The sequence below is a fragment of the Methyloglobulus sp. genome, from assembly GCF_040079455.1.
Lineage (GTDB): Bacteria > Pseudomonadota > Gammaproteobacteria > Methylococcales > Methylomonadaceae > Methyloglobulus.
This window is the reverse complement of record NZ_JBEBKJ010000005.1, coordinates 52,635-79,269: the sequence shown is the minus strand read 5'-3', so window position 1 is coordinate 79,269 and position 26,635 is coordinate 52,635. Positions and strand designations below refer to the sequence as shown.

16 protein-coding genes are annotated in these 26,635 nt (G+C 44.9%); 11 read left to right on the top strand and 5 right to left on the bottom strand.

The window, feature by feature from the left end:
- Nucleotides 1-86 precede the first annotated feature (86 nt).
- From ABL924_RS02495 to ABL924_RS02485, 3 genes are all read left to right on the top strand, one after another.
- A complete protein-coding gene (locus ABL924_RS02495; protein ID WP_349025482.1) occupies nucleotides 87-296 on the top strand; it encodes an integrase core domain-containing protein in 210 nt (69 codons plus the stop codon).
- Nucleotides 297-369: 73 nt separating this feature from the next.
- Nucleotides 370-621: a type IIL restriction-modification enzyme MmeI gene (locus ABL924_RS02490; RefSeq protein WP_349025481.1), complete on the top strand. Its 252-nt coding sequence runs from the start codon at nucleotides 370-372 to the stop codon at nucleotides 619-621.
- A 263-nt stretch (nucleotides 622-884) separates the two neighbouring features.
- Nucleotides 885-1,475: a Slp family lipoprotein gene (locus ABL924_RS02485; RefSeq protein ID WP_349025480.1), complete on the top strand. Its 591-nt coding sequence runs from the start codon at nucleotides 885-887 to the stop codon at nucleotides 1,473-1,475.
- A 277-nt stretch (nucleotides 1,476-1,752) separates the two neighbouring features.
- Here the strand turns inward: ABL924_RS02485 and ABL924_RS02480 are convergent, their stop codons facing one another.
- Complete coding sequence (locus ABL924_RS02480; protein ID WP_349025479.1) at nucleotides 1,753-2,874, bottom strand: methyltransferase domain-containing protein; 1,122 nt, start codon at nucleotides 2,872-2,874, stop codon at nucleotides 1,753-1,755.
- Between the two features lie 472 nt (nucleotides 2,875-3,346).
- Complete coding sequence (locus tag ABL924_RS02475) at nucleotides 3,347-6,796, bottom strand: hypothetical protein (RefSeq protein ID WP_349025478.1); 3,450 nt, start codon at nucleotides 6,794-6,796, stop codon at nucleotides 3,347-3,349.
- A 233-nt stretch (nucleotides 6,797-7,029) separates the two neighbouring features.
- Here ABL924_RS02475 and ABL924_RS02470 point away from each other — a divergent pair, with 233 nt between their 5' ends.
- On the top strand, nucleotides 7,030-8,244 hold the full coding sequence (locus ABL924_RS02470; RefSeq protein WP_349025477.1) for an argininosuccinate synthase: 1,215 nt from the start codon (nucleotides 7,030-7,032) through the stop codon (nucleotides 8,242-8,244).
- 515 nt (nucleotides 8,245-8,759) lie between these two features.
- A complete protein-coding gene (locus tag ABL924_RS02465) occupies nucleotides 8,760-9,350 on the top strand; it encodes a hypothetical protein (protein ID WP_349025476.1) in 591 nt (196 codons plus the stop codon).
- Nucleotides 9,351-10,113: 763 nt separating this feature from the next.
- On the opposite strand, the gene ABL924_RS02460 is transcribed toward ABL924_RS02465, so the two are convergent.
- A complete protein-coding gene (locus ABL924_RS02460; protein ID WP_349025475.1) occupies nucleotides 10,114-11,343 on the bottom strand; it encodes an aminotransferase class I/II-fold pyridoxal phosphate-dependent enzyme in 1,230 nt (409 codons plus the stop codon).
- A 352-nt stretch (nucleotides 11,344-11,695) separates the two neighbouring features.
- Here ABL924_RS02460 and ABL924_RS02455 point away from each other — a divergent pair, with 352 nt between their 5' ends.
- From ABL924_RS02455 to ABL924_RS02445, 3 genes are all read left to right on the top strand, one after another.
- Nucleotides 11,696-13,735 (top strand): TonB-dependent receptor, encoded by a 2,040-nt coding sequence (locus tag ABL924_RS02455; RefSeq protein WP_349025474.1) that lies wholly within the window; start codon nucleotides 11,696-11,698, stop codon nucleotides 13,733-13,735.
- Between the two features lie 413 nt (nucleotides 13,736-14,148).
- On the top strand, nucleotides 14,149-15,333 hold the full coding sequence (locus tag ABL924_RS02450) for an ABC transporter substrate binding protein (RefSeq protein WP_349025473.1): 1,185 nt from the start codon (nucleotides 14,149-14,151) through the stop codon (nucleotides 15,331-15,333).
- Between the two features lie 28 nt (nucleotides 15,334-15,361).
- On the top strand, nucleotides 15,362-20,371 hold the full coding sequence (locus ABL924_RS02445; protein ID WP_349025472.1) for an EAL domain-containing protein: 5,010 nt from the start codon (nucleotides 15,362-15,364) through the stop codon (nucleotides 20,369-20,371).
- Between the two features lie 239 nt (nucleotides 20,372-20,610).
- On the opposite strand, the gene ABL924_RS02440 is transcribed toward ABL924_RS02445, so the two are convergent.
- Entirely contained in the window at nucleotides 20,611-20,925 is a 315-nt protein-coding gene (locus tag ABL924_RS02440; RefSeq protein ID WP_349025471.1) for a BON domain-containing protein, read from the bottom strand.
- A 416-nt stretch (nucleotides 20,926-21,341) separates the two neighbouring features.
- On the opposite strand from ABL924_RS02440, the gene ABL924_RS02435 reads away from it, so the two are divergent.
- Nucleotides 21,342-23,729: an ATP-binding protein gene (locus ABL924_RS02435; protein WP_349025470.1), complete on the top strand. Its 2,388-nt coding sequence runs from the start codon at nucleotides 21,342-21,344 to the stop codon at nucleotides 23,727-23,729.
- Between the two features lie 87 nt (nucleotides 23,730-23,816).
- On the opposite strand, the gene ABL924_RS02430 is transcribed toward ABL924_RS02435, so the two are convergent.
- Nucleotides 23,817-24,704 carry an outer membrane protein assembly factor BamD gene (locus ABL924_RS02430; RefSeq protein WP_349025486.1) on the bottom strand — a complete coding sequence of 296 codons (888 nt, stop codon included), beginning with the start codon at nucleotides 24,702-24,704 and terminating at the stop codon, nucleotides 23,817-23,819.
- Nucleotides 24,705-24,818: 114 nt separating this feature from the next.
- On the opposite strand from ABL924_RS02430, the gene rluD reads away from it, so the two are divergent.
- Both rluD and pgeF read left to right on the top strand, forming a co-directional pair.
- Entirely contained in the window at nucleotides 24,819-25,763 is a 945-nt protein-coding gene (rluD, locus tag ABL924_RS02425; RefSeq protein WP_349025469.1) for a 23S rRNA pseudouridine(1911/1915/1917) synthase RluD, read from the top strand.
- Nucleotides 25,764-25,791: 28 nt separating this feature from the next.
- Nucleotides 25,792-26,634 (top strand): peptidoglycan editing factor PgeF, encoded by an 843-nt coding sequence (pgeF, locus tag ABL924_RS02420; RefSeq protein WP_349025468.1) that lies wholly within the window; start codon nucleotides 25,792-25,794, stop codon nucleotides 26,632-26,634.
- The last annotated feature ends 1 nt before the right edge of the window (nucleotide 26,635 follow it).

The following is a 26,635-nucleotide window of genomic DNA, read 5'->3' as shown; positions in this document are numbered from 1 at the left end:
CGCATTCAAAGTTAGGCTATCAATCCCCGTTGCAGTTTGAGCGGGATTTTTATAAGAAGGCTGTCTAAAAAAGTGTCCGGTTTATATTGACCATTACAGATAATGCGCCGACGGAACGGTTTTTCCGTAGCCCTAAGCATGAACAACTGAATTACGAAAAATTCAGGACCAAAGCGTCAGCCAAGCTGAGTATTCTTGATTACCTGGCTTTTTACAACGGGAAACGGCCACACTCAAAACTAGGCTGTCAAACCCCGTTGGAATTTGTGAGGGATTTTGATAGGAATGCCGCCTAAAAAAGTGTCCGGTTTTAGTTGACCATTACAGTGCTGCGTTGCTCATTCCCAAGCTCTGCTTGGGAATGTTGTTTTGCAAGCTGGAGCTTGCTTTGTTCGTTCCCAAGCAGAGCTTGGGAACGAACCGAGCTGTTCCTTAGCCCAACTGTACGCCCCCAACAACATGCCCGAAGCCTTACGCAAAGTCCACAACCAACTCGATAAGGCCGTCGATGCCGCTTACGGCTACAAGCCTGTCCTGAGCAAAGCCGAAGGAGTCAAAAAAGACGATGCCGCCCGCGTGACATTTTTGTTTGAACGCTATCAAAAACAGCTTGCACCATAATTGCAATCGATAGCTTTAATTTCACGTAAAATAAGCCTAACTTGCACTGTTTATTACCCTGAGCAAGAGAAAATTATGTTGTGTGCCAAAGACCTCTACCAACAAGCCAATCAGTTAATACCTTTAAAAAAATTACGCCTGGCGGAATTATTGGACATTTTACTTGCCCAACCTAGGAGGTTGACGCTTTATCATTTCCCTTACCTTACAATGCAATTTCTTTGAGCATAATTCTCGACAAGAAATTTTAGCTGGAGCTGTTCATGAAAAATTATTTACTTATCGCCTGCCTTGCTTTGACTGCTTGCTCGAATGTGCCACCTATGATCGAAAATCCTCCGCTTGCTGATATCACGTACCAGCAAGTGCTTGCAAATATCGATAATTACAAAAATGCACCTGTACGTTGGGGTGGCACAATTATCGAAGTTGAAAATGAGCCTACTTTTAGTGCTATTCAGATATTGCTGTATCCGCTAGGCAGTTACGGTTATCCCAATACAGACCAACCTAACCAGGGGCGTTTTGTTGTCAAAAGCGCGGAATTTCTTGATCCTGCCGTATATACCAAAAATACCGCAATCACTGTCGCGGGGACTGTGGCAGGCGATACAGAACGGACTATTGGGAAAAAAATTATGCGGCTTCCACTATTGGCTGTGAAGCAAATCTATTTATGGCAAGAGCGCGACCGTTATTCCAATAGTGGATACGGAGGATACGGTGGCTATGGCGGGTATGGTGGATTTGGTTATGGAGGCTCTGGGTTTTATCCTTATGGTGGGTATTATGGTTATAGGCCGTGGGGAGGCTATTACCAACCCTTCTATAACTATCCTAATCGTTATCGTTAAAGACGGTTAAAGTATTAGCGCGAAGAACACAAGGTTTATCTTCTCGTGTTCTTTGGTTGGTTGATTTTGCCCTGCTGTGCCTCATATAATACCAATCCCAATAAGTTGTTATATGACATCCCCTCATCCTGACCTTCTCCCTTTGGAGAAGGTCAGGATGAGAACTTATTGGGATTGGTATAAGTCGATGAAATTGTGGAGGGCGGGTTCAGTTCCCCTCCGAGTGTGCCGCTTAAAATATTATGCGTTGTCACGGTACCTCTTCGTCAGAGTTTCCTTAACAACACCCCCCCCCAGAATTACATTTATCTTGATGTTGTCCGCCCTTGGTTTCTGAAATGTCGCGGATTGAACCCGTCGCACAGTCCCAAGGTTTGCCTGGAATATCAACAGCCGGTGCAATCCCAATGAAATCATCACCGTAAGTTTCGCCCGTCAGCAATTTAAAATTGCGTTCACACACAGCCATACGTTCGCCTCTGAAGTAAACGTGGCCTTCATCATCATAGACTTCTGAAAACGGGCCGCGATAGATGACGGCGTGGCCTTTATCAATACATGGCTCATTTTCTGGTTTGACCGCCGTAATAGTCACTGAGCGAAACTCAATGCCTTCAACAACCTGCCACGGCTGGTTTTCCCATTTGTCGTAACTGATGGCAATAAAACCGGCTTTGACAAAGGCTTCTAAAAATTCATGCTCCTGAAGCGCACCAGAAATACAGCCACTCCATAAGTGTTGATCTTGCTTTAAATGTTCGGGAACGGTCTCATCGCTGACAATATCCGAAATCGCCACCCGACCACCCGGTTTGACCACCCGAAAAATCTCCCGGATCATCTGCTGTTTATCACTATCATGCACCAAATTCAGCACGCAATTGGAAACGACGAGATCAATGGAATTATCCTTAATCAATGGTGAATCATTGCGCTGCTTTTCTTGCCAAGCACGTAACACAATGACATCCTCAGCCTTACATACCGGGTTCTTTGCTAAATACGCATCCATAGCAGAAACATCCAAGGCCAAATCCTGAATTTGCCCTTTTAGGAATTCGACTCGGTTTGAACCCAGTTTCTGCGCCATCTCATCCTGGTATTTTCGCGCCAAGGCCAGCATATCATCGTTCATATCCACGCCGATGATCTTGCCCTGATCGCCAACCAGTTGTGCAGCCATGTAACAGATTTTCCCTGAGCCTGAACCCAAATCGAGAACAACATCGCCTTTTTTGACATAGCGGGAAGGATCACCACAGCCATAGTCTTTTTCGATAATTTCTTGCGGCAAAATTTCCAGTAATTCACGGTCATAATCAACTGGGCAACACAAATCTGCTTGTCTAGCCTCCGCGCCCTTCGAGTAACGCTCTAACACACCTGTTTCTACGGTCATTTTTTTATTCCTGCTTAGGTTCTGTTGACATTTTACCTGTAAAAAATAAGAATTCGGGTATTTTCAGCGGAAATGTCAAATAGAGCAGAATTATCAGGTGAGGAATAGCAGGGATTTTATGGCTTGTTACTGTTGAATCCACGGGTTTACGTCACTGCCATTAAGTTAAGCAATACTACCTCCCTCTCATGCCATAGGTATCCACACAAGTATCTGCCCCTTCTCCCTCGGGGGAGAAGGCTGGGATGAGGGGGAATATAAACAGTTGATTTTATTCTCCTCACCCCAACCCTCTCCAGCAGGAGAGGGAGTCCGTTTCTTTTTCAACTTATTGTTTTTATTACGCCGAAAACTTGTGTAGATACTTATGCTCAGAGGGAGACGGCGCGAGTTCAATACTCGCTGCCGCACTTCCTCCATCCCTAGAGGGCGAAGGGGTTTTTGAATTTTTAGAGGCTTTCTTAAGAAAATATCAATGATGCACCCAATCTGCACCCAATGTCCCTTGCAGACTGTCAAGGTAGCTTGGGCTGGATATTTTTGCCAACATCTGTTCGGTCTGTTCCAGTTTTTTTGTTAGGTCTTCGTGGCTAAGGGGATCAAAGCGATCAAGATCAGTTAAACAGGCTTTGATATGATCCATATGGCGTTGCCAAAGCTCACTGTCACGTTGTTGTTTAATTTTAAGCCGTTTTTGATACCAGTCGCTTTGTAACAAATAGTCATGGGTAAACAGATTGCGGATGGCAGGGTCGTTGATGGTCTTGCCTTCGTATTCGCCATTAGCCATGATATACAACAATGCCTGAAGAGGAGGACAGGCATCATGGATGGAGTCATCTTCAAAATACATCTCAGCTACTCGCTGCTGCGCTTCATAGACATTATTAACACCATCGACATAGCTGTTCATATCTTGAGTTTCAGGTTTTAACATGGCTTCATCAAAAACCGCCGTCGGGAAGTTGAACACTTTGCCAAACACAGTATGGACAAAGCGTTCAGTAATTCGGTAACCCAGTCGGCTGGCGTATACAGTCTTGCCTTGATGTTCAAAATCCTCAAGTTTTTCCAGTTGTCCCTGTTTAATCATATAGTTAGGGCAACGTTGTTCCACGGGTAAGCGCGACCAAATTTCGGGGATTAATAAACTGATGTCATGGTCTATTCGGCGTTTTGAACCAATGAAACCAGCGGCGGTAGAAAAGCCGTCATAGCCACATAAAATAAAAGATACCAGTGCATTATTGAGGTCGGCGGTTGCCGATACGGCATTAAATGGCCCTTTAGTAAGTGCGCCTTCAGAGCCTGCACCCGTTGTCGAAGGCGATTTGCCAGTCAGGCTGCATATGAAATCCATGAACAGTTCTGGCAATTCCTGATAATGGATGGGGTTATAAATAGCTAGTGGTCGAATGCCTGCGGCTAAGTCTATCGGGTTGTTGCGACGACCTGCCAGTACCGCATTAACAGGAAAATAAACGGGCTGGTCGGCTGCTAAGCCCCTTGCCAAACGTGTTGATATTTCAGCAATATAGCGCATCTTAGGGGCGATAATATCGGGTCTGTTCTGCAAATAACGCACATTTTGACTGGCTTTGCCGTCAACTAAGCGCGGGTGTGCAGAAGAAACAAAATATTGACCATTTTTTGCCTGTGCAGCTTCACGGATAACTTTACGCATCGGCTCGCTGAATTCCTCAAAGTGGATAACATCCTCCAAGAGATCTCTAGCATCTTCCGTATTAAGTGGCTGAAAGTTAGAGATAAAATTGTCTTTTCCAGAAAAGTCCAATTCGGTTTGCAAATCTGTGCCGCGATGGATAGCATCATCAGGACGTTGGAAGAAACTTTGTTCACAATTGTTGACCAGTTTTACGCTGGCATTTTTGTAATCTGGGTTTAGGCCGGGCAGATAACGCACAGGAACAATAGTTGATGCGCTTATATCATCTTCCATTTGTAATTTGTCGGATGCTACAAAATCTTGCCGTAATTTGAAAACCCGCCAAGCACCTTTTTCGTCAAAACCGACCCGTAAGTAGCTGGCGATCAGCTTTCTGCCATGATATTTCAGCTCATTGCCTGGGTGGCCATTGACCAAGTCAACAGAAAAGTGTTCCCGCCAATTTGATCCCCATTCTTCCTTATAAAAGCGCTTTACCATCAACACCAAAGCCAAAATATGTTGGGGAATTTGTTCTAACCATTGGTTGTAAGTTACAGAATAATCGGTCGCAGAAGGTGTCAGCAGCTTAATTACTGAGCCGAGCGTACGTTTATTGCTGAGGAGACTGCGTTGGTCGCTACCATGAAGTGCGGAATCAAGAAACCGATTGGCATAATCATGCTCAAAAATTTTCCTGACAAAATCCATGTCCTTATCGAAATCTTCGACAAAGAAATCCCCGGAAATAACCGCACCGGCAATGGATTTAGAAATTTCCGATTTACCGCCACCCGAAACTGTACTGGGCTTGTGGACAAAAGTGCCTTCAGGATATGTCCCGACCAGCCGCCAGCTAGGTGCATGAGGATGGCGCTCCATATGCACTCGAAATCCATTCGGGTACACATAAGTGTGGTTAATAAGCAATTTAAGCGATTGCTGGTGGTTATCTTGCAACCAGCTAATTTGCTGGTCTTGGATGTTGATGTGGGTATCCGCAGGAACAAAGATAATATCGGGATAGTTTCTATCCACACCATAACCGGAGTCTTTGCGCTCTAGTAATGCCCCTAGCAACTTACACGCTTTATCAAACGATGGTTTTACGGCGGGTTCAGACGTGCTGGGTATATGCAACTCACCAAGTATCGCCCGTGGGAAGGCCAATGCGCCGCCTGCATGTTCTTCTTCACAATCGCCAAATAGATTGGACGCATAGCTGATTTGGGACTTGATTTCTTTTTTGCTGTAGCCGAAATAATTATCGGCAATGATGGTCACGATAATGCCCTGCATATCTCGGCACACAAGCTTAAAAGGCTTGCCATCGTTATATAACTCATCTTCATTTTGCCAGCACATGCCGTCTTTGCGTTGGCGGGGTGTGGCATCATCATAGTGGGGCAATCCCAACGTTTTTTTGTTGCAATGCACCAGATGCGGCGCGAGGATAATGCAACCGGTGTGCCCGGTCCAATGGTCAATATCTAAGGCAGAGTCGTTTTCCGGCAGAAACGGATCTCCGGCATTACCGAAAATAGATTCGACAAAATCCAGGTTGGCAACCAGGCCGCCGGGCGCAAAAAATCGGATTTCCATCGTTTGTGCTGGGTTGTCAGCGGAAATTTCAGGGCGTACGATAGGCCGTTGCAAAAGAGATGCCCACAATTTTGCAGGATTGGTTTGGTTGCTTGTAAACGGTAAGCACTGCAAATCGTCAGGTGGCGATAAGGCAATAGTGAGGATTGCTGCATAAGCCGCAACTGGCACTTCAGATTTATCAGCAGGCACGGGCAGTCCACCCGCTGCAATATGAAAAACTCCTTTGGTAGTGCGCTTATCATTCTGCGGGTTATGCAGTACGCCTTGTTGAATCCGATAAGAGTCAATATAAGCAGAATGGAATTCATCAGCTTGATAAGGTAAAGAAAGTTCCCGTGCCAGTCCTTTTTGCTCAAGCACAAAGGTTTCGCCAGGAATACGGATGGTTTCGTTAATGCCGTTACTCAGTAAATACCGGTTAAGAAAATCTTCAATACGCTGGTCGGCAGGACAGCGATATTGTGCGAGCAAACGCCGTTGCTGGGAATATTTTTTCAACAATCCATTAGCAATATCAAGGTATTGCTTATCATCATCACTTTCACAGGTGGGTTGTCCTAACGCTGCTAATTGAAGGTTGATATGGTGAAGTTTTTGTTGTCGCCTGTCTTTTTTTTGTTTTAATTCAGGCGGCATGATGCTTGCGTTCATTCGGAAAGGCTCCACAGGTAGGTCTTTATTGTTGTTTTATCGAGGCGACTATAATTCAAAATCGCGCCGCAAAGCTAAGAAATATTTTTACAATTTAACGTCTGCTGACAAAATATCTCAGTAATCATTGGGTTTTGATCCGAATTGTTAGCAATATCTTAAGTTAGCTTACTGATGAAAATCGACATTTCAGTTATAATCCTGCCCATTTTAACGTAGAACGGTTAGGCAGAATGTCGAAAATTAATAAAGTAGTATTGGCTTATTCTGGAGGTTTGGATACCTCCGTCATCCTCAAATGGTTGCAGGATGTGTATCAGTGTGAGGTTGTGACGTTTACAGCCGATTTGGGACAAGGCGAAGAAGTCGAACCCGCCCGCGCAAAAGCTAAGGCAATGGGCATCAAGGAAATCTACATTGACGATTTGCGGGAAGAGTTTGCCCGTGATTTCGTTTTCCCCATGTTCCGTGCCAATACGGTATATGAAGGCGAATATCTGCTAGGCACGTCCATTGCTCGGCCTTTAATCGCAAAGCGATTGATTGAAATAGCCAATGAAACCGGTGCGGAGGCCATTTCCCACGGCGCAACAGGCAAAGGTAATGACCAAGTGCGTTTTGAATTAGGCGCTTATGCCTTACGGCCAGACATCCATGTTATTGCACCTTGGCGAGAATGGGATTTAACCTCGCGTGAAACTCTGATGGCGTATGCCGAAAAGCATAACATTCCCGTAGAAATGAAAAAAGGTAAGTCCTCACCTTATTCTATGGATGCGAATTTGCTGCATATTAGCTACGAAGGTCGTGTTCTCGAAGATCCTTGGTCGGAGCCGGAAGAAGACATGTGGCGCTGGACAGTGTCGCCGGAAGCCGCACCGGATAAAGCGACTTACCTTGAATTAACTTACGCACAGGGCGATGTTGTCGCCATCGACGATATAGCCCATAGTCCCGCAGAAGTGATTGAAAAGCTAAATAAAATCGCTGGCAGCAACGGCATTGGTCGATTGGACATCGTTGAAAACCGCTATGTGGGCATGAAATCACGCGGTTGTTATGAAACTCCAGCGGGAACCGTCATGATGAAAGCGCATCGGGCGATTGAATCCTTAACCTTGGATCGGGAAGTCGCGCATTTGAAGGACGAACTCATGCCGCGTTATGCGTCTTTAATTTACAATGGATACTGGTGGAGCCCTGAACGGTTGATGCTGCAAACCATGATTGATGCCTCACAAGCCAATGTTAATGGCAAAGTGCGGGTTAAATTATATAAAGGCAATGTGACGGTAGTGGGGCGTGCATCTGCAACAGATAGCTTGTTTGACACCAATATTGCCACCTTTGAAGACGATGGCGGCGCGTATAATCAAAAAGATGCAGAAGGTTTCATCAAACTAAATGCCTTACGGATGCGGATCGCGTCGGCAAAGCGTTCAAAATAATGGGACGGGTGAAATTTCTCACTTGATTGATAGACATGGAGTGGCAAACCTAGGTTTGCCACTCCAAAATCAGGAAAATAGTGGTAACAAGCTAAAATTATCCTTGTATAATCACAGAGTTGGTATTATCTGCAAAAATGTTTTAAAGTGATGATGCCAAAATAATAATAAGGAATCTCTTGAAATCCCCTCTCCCTAATGGCATAAGTATCTGCTCCTTCTCCCTTGAGGGAGAAGGTCGGGATGAGGGGGATATAAACAGTTGATTTTATTCTCCTCACCCCAACCCTCTCCAGCAGGAGAGGGGGCTTGGTGATTTGACAACCCATTGTTTTTGTTATATTGAAAAGTTGTGTAGATACTTATGACCTAAGGGTGAGGGTTTTAAAATACTTGATTTTAATCCCCTCATCCCAGCCTTCTCCCTAAGGGCGAAGGGACTATTGAATTTTTAGAGATTCCCAATAACAGTCTTTTGCAAATTTTTAGCGGTGGACAAAATAATAACGAGCAACATGCAAGAAAAACGCACAGAGATTGTTAAATTACAGGCGGTTGTGAGAACAATCCCTTCCCATCAGCAGTTGGTGAAAGCCAACCGTTTGCTGATGGGTGCTGTGTTTTTGTTGATGGTTATTGTTTTGGTGGTCGGTTTTGTGTTTATCCCTAGTTCGGATGGCATCAATAATTATACAAAAATAAACACGGCCACGATTGCTTCCCAAGGCACAAATCCCGCCGTATCCTCCGAAGTCAACACCCTGAAAGGCCAGCTTATCGGCTTACTCAGTGGTTCAATTGAAGGCAAATTAAAGACGCTAGAACAAAGTGTAAAAATAGGCTCTGTCGATAATTCCTTAGGAACGATAGCAGACCTCAAAAATGACATCAAAGTGCTGCGCTCCTATTCAGACACACCCAAAAAAGCCGAAGCCGTGGTTTCCAACGTGCAACTGGCAGAAGAAGTCTCCCACCTCAAACACCTCATCTACGCCAGCCTTGCCTCCTGTGGACTGATGTTCGTAGCGGCGGCAGGTGTTTGGGTTAAATACCGTAGGCGCTTGCCGTATAAGGAAATTAAGACGGGGTATTTGGGTAAGAATTGATTTGTTTTGTTGAAAATCATGGTTAGCCGCAAAATTGTCCTTGATGTAGTTGAGTGGTTTGTAATTTTTCCAACAGCTATTGTTGCGTCCGTTCTTGGTTTAGCTCAGCCGGACGGGCATGTTGCCCCGTTCACAAGGTTTCGACGTGGTTCAATAACGTCACCGTCGGGAAAACGTGAGTAACGGGGTAACATACCCCGTCACACGGAGAATAAATCAACTATTTACATCCCCCTCATCCCAGCCTTCTCCCTCGAGGGAGAAGGGGCAGATACTTGTGTAGATACCTATGCAGCCGGACGGGGCATGTTGCCCCGTTCACAAGATTTCGACGTGGTTCAATAACGTCACCGTCGGAAAAACGGGAGTAACGGGGTAACATACCCCTTCACGCGGAATATTTTTTGCCCCTACCTGTTTATGCCACTATGCAGCCGGACGGGGCATGTTGCCCCGTTCACAAGGTTTCGACGTGGTTCGATAACGTCACCGTCGCATAAACGTGAGTAACGGGGTAACATACCCCGTCACGCAGAGAATAAATCAACTATTTACATCCCCCTCATCCCAGCCTTCTCCCTCGAGGGAGAAGGGGGCAGATACTTGTGTAGATACCTATGCAGCCGGACGGGTCATGTTGCCCCGTTCACAAGATTTCGACGTGGTTCAATAACGTCACCGTCGCATAAACGTGAGTAACGGGGTAACATACCCCGTCACGCGGAAACATACCCCGTCACGCAGATTTTTTGCCCCTACCTGTTTATGCCACTTCTAACGCGCGGAAATCTTTGTAGATTTTTTCTTTGTCGAATTTATTTTCTTTCTCCAAACCATCCACCACGTCTGCCATTATTGACAAGAGGTTTTCTATATCTTCATAGGTGTTGTGTGTGGTTAGTGACACCCTTATACCGGCATTCTTTTTGGGAACAACAGGGTAATTACAGATAGTGGCAAGGAATCCGTCATCGAGCAATTTTTTGGCTATATGATACGCATTCTCTTCTGACCCCCCACCAAAATAAAAAATCGGTGAAAAGCTGTGATTGACTAAAGGTAAGCCATAAGCATAGGCTTTCTCCTTGAAAAACTTAATACGGGCATGTAAGGCTTTTTGTCTGAACGTAATCTCATCCGTTAAATGCAGCTTGGCAGAGGCAATACAAGCGCCCAGCACCGGCGTAGGTATAGGGCCACTATAAATCAACGATGACCCTAAACATCTGATCAAGTGACGGGCATCTGCGGTCGGGAATACCAAAACACCACCACAGGCTCCAAAGCCTTTAGCTAAGGACATTACCAATACCATTTGTGGGTGTAATGGCCGCCGGTCTAAGGTATAACCCTTGCCACGCTCACCAATCCAACTGATACCATGGGCATCATCGACAAAACAATGAAAATTCGGATAACGATCCATCAGCCCATACATGTCTTCAATGGGACATGGATCGCCTAGCATCGAATACATCCCATCGGCCATGTACCATATTTTTTCGTAGTTTCGTTTTTGTTTTTTGATGATATCTTCCAGCGCCGTCATGTTATTGTGACGGATCATAGCCACTTTGCTGCCTTGGCTTTGCGCGATTTTTACAGCTATTTGCACACTGGCATGTACTTGATGATCCAAAACAATCAAGTCATTAGGTGAAACAATTACCGGAATGGCAGACAAAGTACCTAAGCTCGTGGTCTGTGTTACTAGGGTATGATATCCGGTAATTTGATCCAGCAACCCCTCAAGCTGTTCATTCAAGTCTAACCCAATGGCCAGCCGAGAACTGGCAAAAAGGTTACCATAACGCGTAACAGCATCGATAGCTCCTTGCTTCAATGCTTCACAAGTGTCAAGTCCCACGTAGCTGCAATTCCCAAAGTTGATGATATCCCTGCCCTGCACTCTTACGACTCGTCCATCGTAATGATCGGATTCAACTTTCAATTGAACAATGCCCAAATCACAAGAATGCGAAATAAACTTCATTGTACGGTCATAGTGGAGTGTTGAACTGGTCAATTTATTAGCACCTTATTGAGGTAAATTTAAGGAGAACCCAAGCACAGTTTAGCTACAATTTCAAATATTGCTATTATCAGATTCATTCGTCCGTCGAGTTATGCAAAAAAATTCACATAAAAACCATATTGGTCAAAAAATAATCTATAGTTGCATCAGTAGGGAATCTCTAAAGATTCAAAAAGCTCCTTCTCCCTCTGGGAGAAGGCTGGGATGAGGGATTTAAAATCAAGCATTTACAACCCTCACCCTAGCCCTCTCCCAGAGGGAGAGGGGATTTTTAGAGATACCCAGTATTTATCAACACCATGTGGCGCTCATGACGTACCAAACACAAGTAAGGTTAGCCTGTAATCTTGGCATTTTGCTTTTGCAATCCTTAGCTTATGCAGCAGATGACTTCGCAACACTGCAAGCTCCAGCAAGTGACAGCAGCTCGTCACTATTTCAGGACATCCCTTCGGTTTATAGTGCATCTAAGTATGAACAGAAAGTGACCAAGGCACCGGCATCCATCAGCATTGTGACGGGCGATGAAATAAAAAAATACGGTTACAGAAACTTTGGAGCCATTTTGTCAAGTCTCCGTGGCTTTTATAACACGCGTGATCGAAACAACGGCTACGTAGGTGCCCGTGGATTTGGTTTGCCATCGGACTTTAATAGCCGAGTGTTACTTTTAATAGATGGACATCGCTTTAATGATAATTTGTTTGATGCATTTGACACGTCTGAAGCATTCCCAGTTGATGTGGATATTATTGAGCGGGTGGAAGTGGTGCGCGGCCCCAGCTCCTCGTTGTATGGCACCAGCGCCGTATTCGGGGTAATTAATGTCATCACTAAGCGTGGGCGTGACCAACATGGCGCGAACATTAAATATTCTTATGGCAGCAATGATACCCATAAAACCAGTGCCAGTTATGGCAATCGCTTTAAAAATGGCCTGGAGGCCTTTGTTACCGGTACTTTTTATGACAGCCAAGGCTATAACAAACTATTCTATAAAGAGTTTGATGCCCCCTCGACCAATAATGGCCTGAGTACTGGTAATGACAGTGAACAATCCAGAAAATTAATGGCGAAGGCAAGTTTCGGAGATTTCTCCTTCCAGGGTTTGCACGTTGATAGGACAAAAGACATCCCAACAGCCTCCTTTAATACGCAGTTTAATAGCCATGCGCAAACTTTTGTTGATCAAGCTAATTTTGTTGAACTGAAGTATGACCATACTTTTGAGAATCAATTAAACGTACAGTCGCGGCTCTCCTACAACAATTACCGCTTTAGGGGCGACTTACCCTTTAGTTCCAGCCCTACCCCGCCGTCCTCCACTTCAATTAATAAAAACCTTTTTTACGGTGAATGGTGGCGTGCCGAATTAGAAGCCAGTAAGTTAGTGTGGGACGATCACCACATTACTGTGGGAGGACAATATCAGGGTAATTTTCACCAATATTTGACTAATTTCTTTGAAGTTGCCCCTAATTCTGTTCCAGGGTCAAACGTCAACACCTATCAATGGGCATTATTTGCCCAGGACGATTATTCCATCACCGATACCCTCAGCCTGAATGTGGGGGTACGTTATGATTATTACAGCATTTTCGGTAGCACTATCAACCCGCGCGTTGGCTTAATCTACGCGCCGTGGCAAAGCACAACCTTCAAACTGTTGTATGGTCAAGCCTTCCGAGCGCCTAATCAATTTGAACTAAATTTTAGTATTCCTGATGTACAGGTTAAGAATCGAGACTTAAAACCCGAAAAAATGGATACCGTGGAATTTATTATTGAGCATTATTTTACCCGCCAATTGCGTACCGAGCTCAATGTATTCCACACCAGCATAACGGATAATATTACTTCAACAACAAATAGTGACAGTCTGGTTCAATACCAAAATAACCGCAATGTGGACTCCATTGGCTTTGAGACGCAAATTGAAAATACCTGGGGTGATGGCTTTCAAGGGCGGCTTAGTTATTCTTGGCAGAATACCACAGATAAAAAAACCGGCGAACGCTTGACCAACTCCCCTGAACATATGGTTAAGCTCAATTTAATCGCCCCGCTTTGGCAAGACAAGGTGTTTGTGGGCTTTGAAACCCAGTTTATGAGCAGCAGAAAAACCCCTCCTAAAGATGCCAACGGAAATAAAGGCGGCAGGGTTGGTGATTACGTCATCAGCAATCTCACCGTTTATACCCAGAACTGGGTCAAAGGCTTGGAACTATCGGCGGGCGTTTACAATTTATTCGACCAACGCTATTTCGATCCGGCTTCAGCAGACCATAAGCAAAATGCGATACAACAGGACGGCTTACAGTTTAGGGTTAAGGGCAGTATGGATTTTTAAATCTGGCGCTTTAGAAACCTCCAAAACCATTCTGCCTTTGGGGCGGCTCTGCATGGATGCAGGAGTAGGACAGCGACGGGAACAGTTGCCGGGGGGCTAGGGTTAGAGAGAATTAACTGATTGATTTTATGCTCCTCACCCCGACCCTCTCCAACAGGAGAGGGGGCAGATACTTGTGTAGATACCCATGCAATGGAAAAGGGGCTTTTTGAATGCTTAGAGATTCTTCTTATGGGAATCTCTAAACATTCAAAAAACTCCTTCTCCCTCTGGGAGAAGGTTGGGATGAGGGAATTAAAATCAAGCATTTATAGCCCTCTCCCTCAATGGAGAGGGGGCTTTTTGAGGTTTTACAAATTCTTTTTAGTCACAAAAACTGTTATTACATAAATAAATAACCAACAACGATCCAAATGTTATTAAGCATTCAATCGAAACTTCACCGTGCGCTAGGTATTTGTACTAATTGCAGAGGTGAGCGGCAAACACTAAGCTGTATCTTTACGGACGGTTTGACTTGTTCTCGATTTATGGAATTTAACGTACTAACTCCTAACAATGCGTTGCACTGCGATTTTGCCCCCTCTCCTGCTGGAGAGGGTCGGGGTGACGACTGCATGGATGCAGTCGTCCCTCAAGGGAGAAGGGATAAGACGTACTCCCTAGAAACTATTTTTAACGGTTTCCTCAAACGATTGTTCGCCACTTTCATCCTCTTTTGGCTGTGGTCAACCCCACTTCTGGCAGCAAAGACGGCGACTATTTTGGTCATTGCCAGCTCTAGTGATACGCCTTATCAGGAGGCAATACGTGGCTTTAAAGCGCAAATTTCTGCGCAGACCCAGATAAAGTTTACTGAACTGACGCTAACGCAGGGTGAATCACCCGATGCTAAGGAAATAGAGCGCATCAAGCCTGATTTAATCTATGCCTTGGGCGGCGAGGCAACGAACTGGACGAGCCTTCAGACATCGCGTATTCCTATTGTTTCTACGATGGTGCTTAAGGACGAGGTGATCAAAAAGTCGGCTAATATGACCGGTGTTAGCCTTAGCTATCCATTAACAACGCAGTTTCAGTGGTTAAGGAAGTTTTTTCCCCTGCAAAAAGCGGTCGCTATTTTGTATAACCCAGACGAGAATGCAGCTACCATTCAAGCCGCCAAGGCAGCGAGTCAACAAGCAGGTTTTAATCTGACAGCCATAGAGGTTAAATCACCCAAGGAATTACCGTATGCCCTCGACCAGCTTGCAAACAATATCGAAATACTTTTTGCTATTCCTGATGAAACGGTTATGTCTGTCAATACGGCAAAAGAGGTGCTGTTAGCAACCTTCAGCAATAAAGTGCCTTTGATTGGCTTGTCTGATAACTGGGTTAAATCGGGGGCGTTTTACGCATTATCGTGGGATTATGAGGATTTAGGCAAACAATGTGCCGATTTGGCACAAAAAATATTGGCTGGCGCACCCGTAGGATCAGTTCACCCTGAACATGCGCGCAAAATCACCTATACTATCAACACTAAGATTGCTGAACATATGAATTTGGACATTCCTGAACAGCTACTTAATAACGCTAAACTGGTATTCAATTAACAGCATAACCACTGATGAGATCAATCGTTTGAGATCACTTGCTTCAAAATTTAATATACTGACTATTTTCCTGATTATACTGACGGCTGTGCTCACCGGCGGTTTTATTATTTGGCAACATCAAAACAGCGCATTCAGAAGTTTTACCGAACGTGGCGAGGAAATCGCCAATATGCTGTCCAAAAACATTGTTTATGGCATCTATACGGAAAACCAGGAAGCTATCGGACAGTCCCTGCAAAGCCTGGAGGACAACAAGGATATCGCTTATATCCTGGTTTATAACAATGAAGGTGAAACGTTAACTGAAAGAAATCAATATCACTTGCCAACGCTACCCGAGTTAGCTGAAAGCGACTTTCTTGCAAGCAGCGTTCAGACCACCGAATACATTGATTCTAAAGGTAACAATTACATCAATATCGTCACCCCTATTCATATGAAGGCTGGAATGCTGGGTAACAGCCTGGATCAGGACTTTACCGCAACGGGACGGCCAAAATCACATGTTCCCGAAATAATCGGTTACGTTCAACTGGGCATCAGTCAGAACAGTATTTATAAAAATACCAAAAAATTCATCTTAGACACCTTGTTGATTGCCCCGTTTACGATCATCCTGGGTATATTATTGACGATTTGGCAAACACGGCGCATCACCCAACCCATTAAAAAATTGGTTTCAGCCACACATGCCATCGCTAGAGGTGATTTTGGCAAAGAATTGACGGTTTCGTCAAAAAACGATGAGATTTCTGAACTAGCCGAGTCATTTAATAAAATGTCCGGCGATTTAGCGCTCTACCACGTGCAGGTTTTGACGCATCGTGAAAATCTGGAAGAAGAAGTCCTCCAGCGGACTTTTGACTTACAACAAAAGACTAATGAAGCTTTCGCGCTGGCACGCAAAGCAGAAGCCGCTAGCATAGCTAAAAGTGAATTTCTGGCAACCATGAGCCATGAAATCCGCACACCGATGAACGGCGTTCTCGGTATGACTGAACTATTGCTTAACTCCGAACTGGGTTCTCGCCAGCAACAGCTTGCAGAAACCGCGTTTCGTTCAGGAAAATCCCTGCTCGGAATCATCAATAACATTCTCGACTTTTCCAAAATTGAATCTGGAAAATTTCAACTGATGTCCAAGGAATTTGAGCTTCGCCAACTTCTTGAAGAAACGGCGGAAATGCTATCAACCCAGGTTGAGCGGGAAAATCTTGAGTTAATTTTAAACCTGCCACACGATCTGAACGGTAAAGTCATAGCTGATGAGGAAAGGCTCAGACAGGTTTTGGTTAATCTACTGGGCAATGCCATAAAGTTCACCGAACAAGGTCAAATTGAACTAAAAGTTAGTTGGCTCAATGCTTTAGAAAATGAACACGGTAGAAGCTTGCTGTTTGAAGTCATCGATACCGGTTCAGGCATACCTCCCGATCAACAAGCTCAGATATTCGACAGCTTTACTCAAGCTGACAACTCGACCACCCGTTCCTACGGAGGCACTGGTTTGGGTCTGGCTATTTCCAAAAAATTAGTCGCTCTAATGGGTGGGAAACTTGAAGTAAAAAGCCAAGTAGGCAGTGGCTCTAGCTTCTTTTTTAGTCTTAATATCGATTTTTTGCCTGAATCGGCCAGCCACAATGCGGATGTCAACACCTTACAAAATCAGCTAGTTCTGGTTGTTGATGATAATGAAACGAATCGCGCTATTCTTTACGACCAGCTTTCACACTGGGGAATTCTGTGTCATTGTGTAGAAAATGGGGAATCAGCACTTAAGGCATTAATTGAAGCAGCAAGGCTCAGCAACCCTTATCAATGTGTATTATTAGATTACCAGATGCCAGGCATGGATGGCCTTACTACGGCACTTGCGATACATACGGAACCTCGTATTCCAGCACTGTCGGTAATTATATTAGGATCAACCCATGCACCCATTGATGCCAGTCAATACACTCAATACGGGATTCGCTATTTTTTAAACAAACCCGTCATCCAGAAAAGCTTGTTATGTACATTATTGGATGTTTTTGATCCAGCAGGTAACAAATCAGTCATTTCCTCCGAAACAAGTGCCAATGAAGATGAATTCCAGTTACAGGGAAATATACTATTAGCGGAAGATAATTTGATTAATCAGGAGGTTGCAAAAGGCATTCTTCAAATCATCGGCTGCAACGTACAGGTCGCGCAAAATGGCTTGGAAGCCGTGCAAATATCAGCCAATACCGATTTTGATCTCATTCTCATGGATTGTCACATGCCTGGAATGGATGGGTTTGAAGCCACCAACAAAATAAGACAAAAAGAACACGCTGATAATCTTGAGCGCACCCCTATTGTTGCCTTAACCGCCGATGTCCAAAAAGGCGTTGTTGAACAATGCACTGCTGCTGGAATGGATGATTATCTCAGCAAGCCTTATTCCCGAAAGCAATTGCAAGAGGTACTAGAAAAGTGGTTGCCTGCGGGGCATAAAACTTCAACAAAAAAATCTGACAGCCCAACTGCAGATGCAGAAGAACAGAATCCTGGGGTGATGCTTAACCAAGCTGCGCTTGAAAATTTACGTACTTTGACTACCTCCAGCGGCGAAAACTTGCTGGATAAGGCCATAGAGATGTTTCTGGACTCTGCGCCTAAAGAAATTGCCCAGCTAAATGAAGCGGTAAAAAATAACAATGCGACGAGCGTGGCCAACATTGCCCATAATTTTAAATCTTCCTGTGGCAATCTGGGCGCACAAGCAATGGCCAAAAATGCCGCACTACTGGAAACGATTGGCAGACAAGGCCATACGGACGGTGCGGACGCAATTATAGGGACTATGACGGATGACTTGCCTGCGGTAATAGCGGCTTTACACAAAGAAATATCCACTTCTTCTGTTGCAAACTTCGATGAAATAGAGGCTGTAGAACTACAAAAAAGTCAACCCCGGAACAGAATTCTCCTTATTGATGATGACCCCGGATTTCGTTTGATTACCAGCTCTATATTACGTACTGCGTCATTTATTGTCGATGCCGTGGCGAGTGGCTCTGAAGGCTTAAAACAAATCAAAAAACAGTTGCCAGACCTTATCCTGGTCGATGCCAATATGCCTGATATTGACGGTTTTGAAACCTGTCGGTTATTAAAACAAGATCCGGCCTTGACTGACATCCCTATTATTATGGCGACGGGCATGGATGATCTGAATTCCATCAATAAGGCATTTGATGCAGGTGCTACCGATTTTATTGCCAAACCTATTAACTACCCAATTCTCGTTCAACGTGTGAATTTTGGCTTGCGCGCAGGACAAGTCACGGCCGAACTCAGGGACAGCAAACTTCAATTGACTGCAGCCCAACGCATTGCCCGCTTGGGTTATTGGACTTGGGACACACAGCGCGATAAATTCACTATTTCTGATCAACTAGCGCAATTATGCAGTATTGATTTGAATACATTTGACGGTTCACTCGCTGGCTTTATTCAACTGGTTCATCCTAAAGACCGCGATTTCGTCAAAGATGTCATTACCGCCGCCGCCCATAGCAAAGCCATTCAACACATCGAATACAGGATCAACATCACTCCATCAGAAGTTATTGAAGTGCAACAGGAAATTGAAGCTTTAAGCAATAAGCATATTCTATTTATCACCGGCATCGTCCAAGATATTTCCCATAAGAAACAAACTGAAAAGCAAATTCATCGGTTAGCCTACTTCGACCACCTCACCGGCTTGGCAAACCGTTCTTATTACCAAGAGCGCATGGAAGACATCATAAAGTCTGCGACACAACGCAAAACTCAGTTTGCCTTTATGTTTATTGATTTGGATGGCTTTAAAGGCATCAATGACCATTTTGGCCATCATTTTGGCGACCAGCTTCTTCAGGAAATTGCCCAACGACTTAAACTCGTGGCACGGGAAGTAGACTTTATCGTCCGTTTGGGTGGCGATGAATTTTGCGTCATCCTCAATAACATTACCGATGAAGTTAGTGTTGCAGAAGTCGCCAAACGCTGTCTACAAAAAATCAATCTGCCGTTAATGCTGGACAATCAACAGATCAAACCCAGTGCAAGCATAGGAATCGCTTTATTTCCAAAAGATGGCACGAGCGAACCAGAATTATTGAAAGCAGCCGATACTGCAATGTATTTGGCTAAACAGACGGGTAAACAACGTTGCATTTTCTATTCTTCACAGATGTCGAGCCAGATAGAAGAGCGCCAGAAAGAAGAGTTTATGTTACGTGAAGCTTCGGCAAATGAGCAATTCGTTTTGTTCTATCAACCGCAAATATCGCTGGTTACCGGAAAAATTATTGGTGTTGAGGCTTTAGCTCGATGGCAACACCCTGAAAAAGGGATCATCTCGCCAAGCGACTTCATTGCCCTTACCGAACAACTGGGTTTAATATCGCAAATGGGGCGTTGGGCGCTTAAAACGGCCTGTGAACAGATTGCCGAATGGCATCGCGCTGGCCTACCTTACATTCAGGTCGGTGTAAATATTTCATCCGCTTACTTTCAAGATCCAACCTTCCTGGATACGATTAAGGAATTGTTGGAAGAAACCCAAGTTCCTGCCGAATTCCTGCTATTGGAAATCTCAGAAAACGGATTGCAAGCTTTAGGCCGTGTAGAAATTTTCAATCAACTGAGGTCACTTGGCGTGAAAATAGCGATAGACGATTTTGGTAGCGGATTTTCTAGCTTGGCTTCGTTAAAACAACTACCTCTTGATGGTTTAAAAATTGATAAAATGTTTATCGAAGATTTGTTGAGCAACCCGCATACGCCTTTACTGCTCGGCACTATTATAGGCTTGGCTAACGCCTTGAACTTCACCCTGGTTGCCGAAGGTGTAGAAACCAGAGAACAAGCATCCGTCATGCTGGGGTTAGGTTGTCGTATCATGCAGGGCTACCTATTCAGCCGCCCCGTTTCCGGCAATGAAATTCCTGCATTGATGGCTGGTGACTTCTCACTGGATAACAGTGAGACTCATCCAAAAGACCAACAAGCACTCTAGCTGACTGGTCCACCGTACAAATACTGACATTCTCGTTCCCTCGCCCGCTGGATGCATATGGCTGAAGGTAGTGGGTGGAATTACTGCATTTTCCACATCCATGTGGCTTGATAACGAGGGGGCAGTGAACGATATGTCGAAAGAAGGTTAGGGTGAGGAGATTTAAAAAACCCTATAATGACAAACAACTGGTACGACTTAATAGTCAGCTTATAATTCAAAGCAACGTGGAAACCAAGTTACTTTACGATCAGGCTGTTATTAACTTGCTTAACACCTTTGACTCTCCGAGCTAAATCGACAGCTCTAGTTGCCGCTTCGTTAGAATTGACAAAACCACTCAGTTGCACAACCCCCCTGAAGGTTTCAACACCGATTTGCAGTACCTTAAGCTTAGAGTCTCCCACAATGGATGCTTTGACTTTGGTGGTAATAATAGAATCATCGAAGTGTTCACCGGTGCTTTCATAGGTTTTACCGCCAGCGCAGCCGACAATCAAGGGAACCAACGAGAAACTTACTAAAAAAAGAATGATTAATTTTAATTTACGCATAGTATTTATCTGTATATGGATGAACTGACTAAAAAAGTGTACATAAAAACCTAGGCTACGTTTACAACACATTCTGGCAGTGATTTCTTAAAAGGATCTCTAAAAATTCAACAAACTCCTTGTCCCTCTGGGAGAAGGTTGGGATGAGGGATTTAAAATCAAGCATTTACAACCCTCTTCCTAGCCCTCTCCCAAAGGGAAAGGGGGTTTTTAGAGTTCCCCTTAATTGAAAACAATAAAACCACCAAAAGAAACAGCCGTTTTGGGTAGCGCGGGATTTATCATACAACAATATCGAAACGTTGTAACCACCGCTCACATCCTCGCCACAAAATCAGTTCTAAGCCTAGCCAATCGGTGTTTGCCCAGAACAATGTTAGAATTCCACGCTTTATGTAAGCCACCTTCCCTGCCTCATGCCAGAAACCTTAAAACTCCAACCTGAATCCTTAAAATTAACTATAGCTATAGCGGATTTTGAATTAGATGCCGTATCAACACTACAAAAAACTATCTTAGGCCAGCCCAGAGCGCAATCCGCACTGGAATTTGGCATTGCCATGACCAATCCGGGTTATAACGTCTTCGTTATGGGAGAACCTGGCTTAGGCCGTTTATCCATGATTACCAGCCATTTGAATCAACTGTCTCGAAATCTACCAACTCCAGCTTCTTATGCTTACGTTGATAACTTTGCCAATCCGAGAGAGCCGCTCGCTATCAAGGTATCGGCAGGACAAGGCGCACAATTCAGCAATGACATCGAAAACTTGATCGACAATGTCCTGCTTACCTTCCCTGCCGCGTTTGAAAGCCCCAGTTATCAGCAAAAGAAATCGGCCATCGAACGGTCTTTTAACCAATCATATAATTCTGCGATTGACTTAGTGGAGAAACGGGCTAGAAAAATTCACGTAGCGCTGTTTCGAGAAAACGAAGCCATTACTTTTGCGCCATTCAAAAACAATAAGTCCCTGGATGAAGACCAATTCGCGGAATTACCCCAATCTGAACGGGATGCTTTTCATCAACATGTTGAAGAACTTGAGGAATATCTTAGTAATGTGCTTTTGGATCTTCCCCAATGGCGGAGGAATATGGTGGAAAAAACCAAACAACTCGATTATGAAACCGTTCAACTGGGCATCACGCCCCTATTTACAGCTCTTGAAGAAAAATATCAGGGTATGGATGGGGCCTATCATTACCTGTCAGAAATCAAAAAAAATCTGAATAACACGATTACCGACTATCTGGCACCGACTCGCGCACTGGAACCCAGCAATAACGCCACCAAACGGTCTGTGTTGATCGAGCTTTATGCGCCTAACAATTTAGTCGATCACGAACATAATAGCGGCGCACCCGTTATTTATGAACCGCACCCAACCTACCAAAACCTATTTGGACGTATTGAATACGTTAGCGACCAAGGCGCATTAATCACAAATTACCGACGGATTTGCCCAGGTTCCTTACATAAGGCCAATGGTGGTTACCTCATACTCGATGCGGAAAAATTACTGACTTACCCGTTTGTATGGGAAGGTATAAAACGTGCCCTGCAATCGGGTCGTATTGAAATCGAATCGCCTTATTCTGATCTAGGAGTCAACACTGTCACCTTAAAACCCCAGAATATACCTTTAGATATCAAGCTTATCCTGGTCGGCTCGCGGGATATTTATTATCTACTTGAAGAATTGGATAGCGAGTTTAATGAGATCTTCAAAGTCCTCGCCGACTTTGATAGTTATATCCCGCTCAGTAATGAATCCACCCAGCAGTTTGCTGCCCTCATGATGAAACACGCGCTGGATTCAGGCACTAAACCGTTGACGAAAGCGGCTATACAACGGCTCATCGAACACAGTTGCCGGCAGTCAGAACATCAGCATCAACTTTCCGCCCACATCAACGATTCACTCGATATCATCTCTGAAGCGCAACTATTCAGCCGCCAAAGCAACGATGATCAAATTGATAAAGTGCATATCGAACAGGCTTTGGCGGCTAGGGAACACCGCAACGGCAGAATTTCACAGATGGTGCTGGAAGAAATGCTTGACGGCACAATCCTTATCGACACCGAGGGCGCGGCGGTAGGAAAAATCAACGGGTTGACCGTGCTTGAAATAGGCGGGAGCAGTTTTGGTGCACCTGCACGAATTACTACGACCGTATATCCTGGCTCCAGGGGCATTGTCGATATTGAGCGCGAAGCGGAACTTGGTCAAGCCATCCATTCAAAAGGTGTGATGATATTGACCGGCTACCTCGGCCATTGCTACGCACAGCAATTCCCCTTAGCGATCTCCGCCAGCATCGCCATCGAACAGTCTTATGGACACATAGACGGTGATAGCGCATCCTTGGCGGAGCTGTGTTGTCTTATCTCCGCACTAACCCGCACCCCGATCAAGCAGACTTTCGCGGTGACGGGTTCAATAAATCAATACGGTGAGGTGCAAGCAATTGGCGGGGTTAACGAAAAAATTGAAGGCTTTTTCCGCTTATGCCAGGCAAGAGGCCTTAGCGGCGACCATGCGGTTATCATTCCCGCCGCCAACAAACGCAACCTGATGTTAAAACAAGAAGTTATAGATGCCGTTGCGCAAGGGTTATTTTCAATTTATGCGGTAGCAACTGTTGACGAAACGCTGGAGTTATTAACGGGCAAAACCGTCGGAACCTTAGATGATGAAGGCAGCTATCCAGAAAACAGCATCAATTTCAAAGCTATCTCAAGGCTAAAAGAGATTTCAGATTTGACTGCAGATGATGATAAAGAAGATGCTTTATGACAAACCGTTTAACTCTGTTATTTCAATCGTCCGAGTAACTGAGTTGAAAAACGAAATCTGCGAATTATTCTCGAAAGATAAGAAAGATTATTTCTCAAGCCCAATAAAATCCCAGACCTTATGAGACACCGTCGCATTTTCGTATTCAGGCACAGGTGGGCCGTTGGGGAAATTGAGCTTGTAGACGTTTTCCGCATCTTTGGCTTGTTCCGGCATATCCAACTTAGCGTAAGCTTCCTGCATCACTTGCAGGGCATAAGGTACGGCGGTGGTGCGCTGATATTTTTCAACCACATAAGAAGCTCGGTTGGCAGCGGCAACATATGCCTTACGCTTCATATAGTATCTGGCGACATGAACTTCATGCATGGCAAGATTGTTTTTTAGCGCAACCATTCGTTTACGCGAATCCGGCGCATACTTGCTGTCTGGATACTTTCGAACCAATTCAGCAAAAATATCGTAGGCGTTACGGGCATTGCCTGGATCGCGTTGCGACGCATCGGTGGGTATAAAACGTTGGGTGAAACCAATATCGCGGTTGTAATTGACCAAACCTTTTAGGTAATAGGCGTAATCGACATTAGGATTGCGCGGATTCATTTTGATAAACCGATCTGCCGCAGCAATAGCGGATTCAGGGTCGGAATTTTTGTAATACGCGTAAGCAATATCCAATTGGGTCTGCGACGAATCTGGACCAAAGGGAAAGCGTGCTTCTAATGCTTCATAAACTTTGATGGCCTTCTCGTAATTGCCACCATCGACAGCTTTTTTTGCCTGACTGCGAAATTTGTTGGCATCCCAATCGACGCAATCATCCTCGTCATCTTTGGATTCATAATCTTTCCAATCCGCACATTCATTTTTACTGGAATCTGAATCGCCAGAATACAAACTCTTTAGGGCAGTACAGCCTTGTATTGATACAACTAAAGACAGAATAACTAATAATTTAAACGAAAATAATCGCATAGGACTAACGACACGTTGTATGATGTTGGGTTTACTCGCCACACGTTCTCAGGGTTGGAAACGACTGTTTACAAGCGAGTATAACGTATCGTTGAACTAATCAGAAGTAGTGTTATGGCAAAATTTATAGAAACAGTGCCTTATGAACTGGCAGGAATGCGCCTGGATCAGGTACTTGCCGAACTGTTTTCAGATTATTCCCGCAGTAAATTGCAAACCTGGATTAAATCTGGGCGGGTCGAAGTTAATGATGCAATCTTGCTTAGCCCTAAAGCTAAACTGGATGGCGGGGAAGAAATCACACTCGATGCCGAAGCCGAAGTCATTATCGAATCTACGCCAGAACCTATTCCGCTAGATATTATCTTTGAGGATGACAGCTTATTAATCGTCAACAAGCCCGCCGGATTAGTTGTGCATCCGGCGATTGGCAATTGGAATGGAACTTTGTTGAACGCCTTGCTTAACCACGACGCAAGCCTGGAAACCTTACCTAGGGCGGGCATCGTCCACAGAATTGATAAGGAAACCAGCGGTTTACTAATGGTCGCCAAAACCTTGCAAGCTCATAACAGCCTGACGCAACAACTGCAAGAGCGCGAAATTACCCGAGAATATCTGGCGGTGTCACGAGGCCGCATGACTGCCGGTGGCACGGTCGATGAGCCGATAGGACGGCATCCTACCGACCGCAAACGCTATACGGTAAGGGAGTCCGGCAAGTTTGCCGTCACCCACTACCGCGTCGTCCAACGCTATGCTCATCACACATTGGTACAAATGATGTTGGAAACGGGGCGCACCCATCAAATTCGGGTACACATGGCGCATATCCGCTATCCGTTGTTGGGCGATCCGGTTTACGGTGGACGTTTTCAAATGCCGCCTAATTGCGGCGCTGAATTAGAGAAAGAACTCCGCAGTTTTAAGCGCCAAGCCTTACATGCAGCAAAATTGGGCTTGCAACATCCGGTGACGGATGAATATTGCGAATGGGAACAGCCCTTACCTGACGATATGGTTAGGTTGATTAAAGCCTTGGCAGAAAATGAACCTTAAGGAATCTCTGAACAAGTTGATTCCATTCATGGTTCGACTACCAACGGAAGTGCCTATGGTGCAAGCTCACCACGAACGGAATCAACCCTTTACCGTTCGTCATGAGTCCTTCGGCTACGCTCAGGAGAGCCTTGTCGAAGGACTTAATAAGCACTGGCTGCAACCGGATTGGCCAGCACCTGCCAATATCCATGCGGCAACGACCTTACGTACTGGTGGTGTCAGCCAAGACGACTATGCTAGCTTAAATCCCGCTACCCATGTCGGCGATAGTCCCGAACTGGTTAGCCAAAATAGGCATATCATAAAAACGCTATTGGACTTGCCTTCCGAACCCGTCTGGTTGAACCAAATCCATAGTAACCTTGCCGTTAAAGCAACCAGAACAGAAACACTACCGCAAGCGGATGCCAGTTATACCAACCAGCCGAACGTGGTTTGTGTAGTGATGACGGCGGACTGTCTACCTCTGTTGGTTTGTGCTGCCGATGGCAGTGAAATAGCGGCAATTCATGCCGGGTGGCGCGGTCTGTTGGATGGAGTAATCGACAATACAATCGCAGCCTTACAAAGTCGAGATGTGCTGGTTTGGTTAGGCCCAGCAATTGGCCCTGACAGCTTTGAAGTTGGCGATGAAGTACGTGCCGCTTATGTAGCAAAATCGGCTGAGTATGCTTCTGCTTTTAAACAGAAAAACCAAGGTAAATGGTTAGCCGACATCTATCAACTCGCACGCATTAACTTGGCTGCGTTAGGTATAAGTAAGATTTACGGCGGTGATTTTTGCACCGTTACCGACCAAGAACGATTTTATTCCTACCGCCGGGATAAGGACACAGGGCGTATGGCAACATTAATCTGGAGAGATTGAG

What these genes read in the sequence shown, in the direction of transcription:
- ABL924_RS02430 (WP_349025486.1), bottom strand. Translation starts at nt 24,704, where the DNA reads ATGCGATTATTTTCGTTTAAATTATTAGTTATTCTGTCTTTAGTTGTA.
- ABL924_RS02450 (WP_349025473.1), top strand. Translation starts at nt 14,149, where the DNA reads ATGTTATTAAGCATTCAATCGAAACTTCACCGTGCGCTAGGTATTTGT.
- ABL924_RS02440 (WP_349025471.1), bottom strand. Translation starts at nt 20,925, where the DNA reads ATGCGTAAATTAAAATTAATCATTCTTTTTTTAGTAAGTTTCTCGTTG.
- ABL924_RS02460 (WP_349025475.1), bottom strand. Translation starts at nt 11,343, where the DNA reads ATGAAGTTTATTTCGCATTCTTGTGATTTGGGCATTGTTCAATTGAAA.
- ABL924_RS02465 (WP_349025476.1), top strand. Translation starts at nt 8,760, where the DNA reads ATGCAAGAAAAACGCACAGAGATTGTTAAATTACAGGCGGTTGTGAGA.
- ABL924_RS02470 (WP_349025477.1), top strand. Translation starts at nt 7,030, where the DNA reads ATGTCGAAAATTAATAAAGTAGTATTGGCTTATTCTGGAGGTTTGGAT.
- ABL924_RS02475 (WP_349025478.1), bottom strand. Translation starts at nt 6,796, where the DNA reads ATGAACGCAAGCATCATGCCGCCTGAATTAAAACAAAAAAAAGACAGG.
- pgeF (WP_349025468.1), top strand. Translation starts at nt 25,792, where the DNA reads ATGGTTCGACTACCAACGGAAGTGCCTATGGTGCAAGCTCACCACGAA.
- ABL924_RS02485 (WP_349025480.1), top strand. Translation starts at nt 885, where the DNA reads ATGAAAAATTATTTACTTATCGCCTGCCTTGCTTTGACTGCTTGCTCG.
- ABL924_RS02480 (WP_349025479.1), bottom strand. Translation starts at nt 2,874, where the DNA reads ATGACCGTAGAAACAGGTGTGTTAGAGCGTTACTCGAAGGGCGCGGAG.
- ABL924_RS02455 (WP_349025474.1), top strand. Translation starts at nt 11,696, where the DNA reads ATGACGTACCAAACACAAGTAAGGTTAGCCTGTAATCTTGGCATTTTG.
- rluD (WP_349025469.1), top strand. Translation starts at nt 24,819, where the DNA reads ATGGCAAAATTTATAGAAACAGTGCCTTATGAACTGGCAGGAATGCGC.
- ABL924_RS02435 (WP_349025470.1), top strand. Translation starts at nt 21,342, where the DNA reads ATGCCAGAAACCTTAAAACTCCAACCTGAATCCTTAAAATTAACTATA.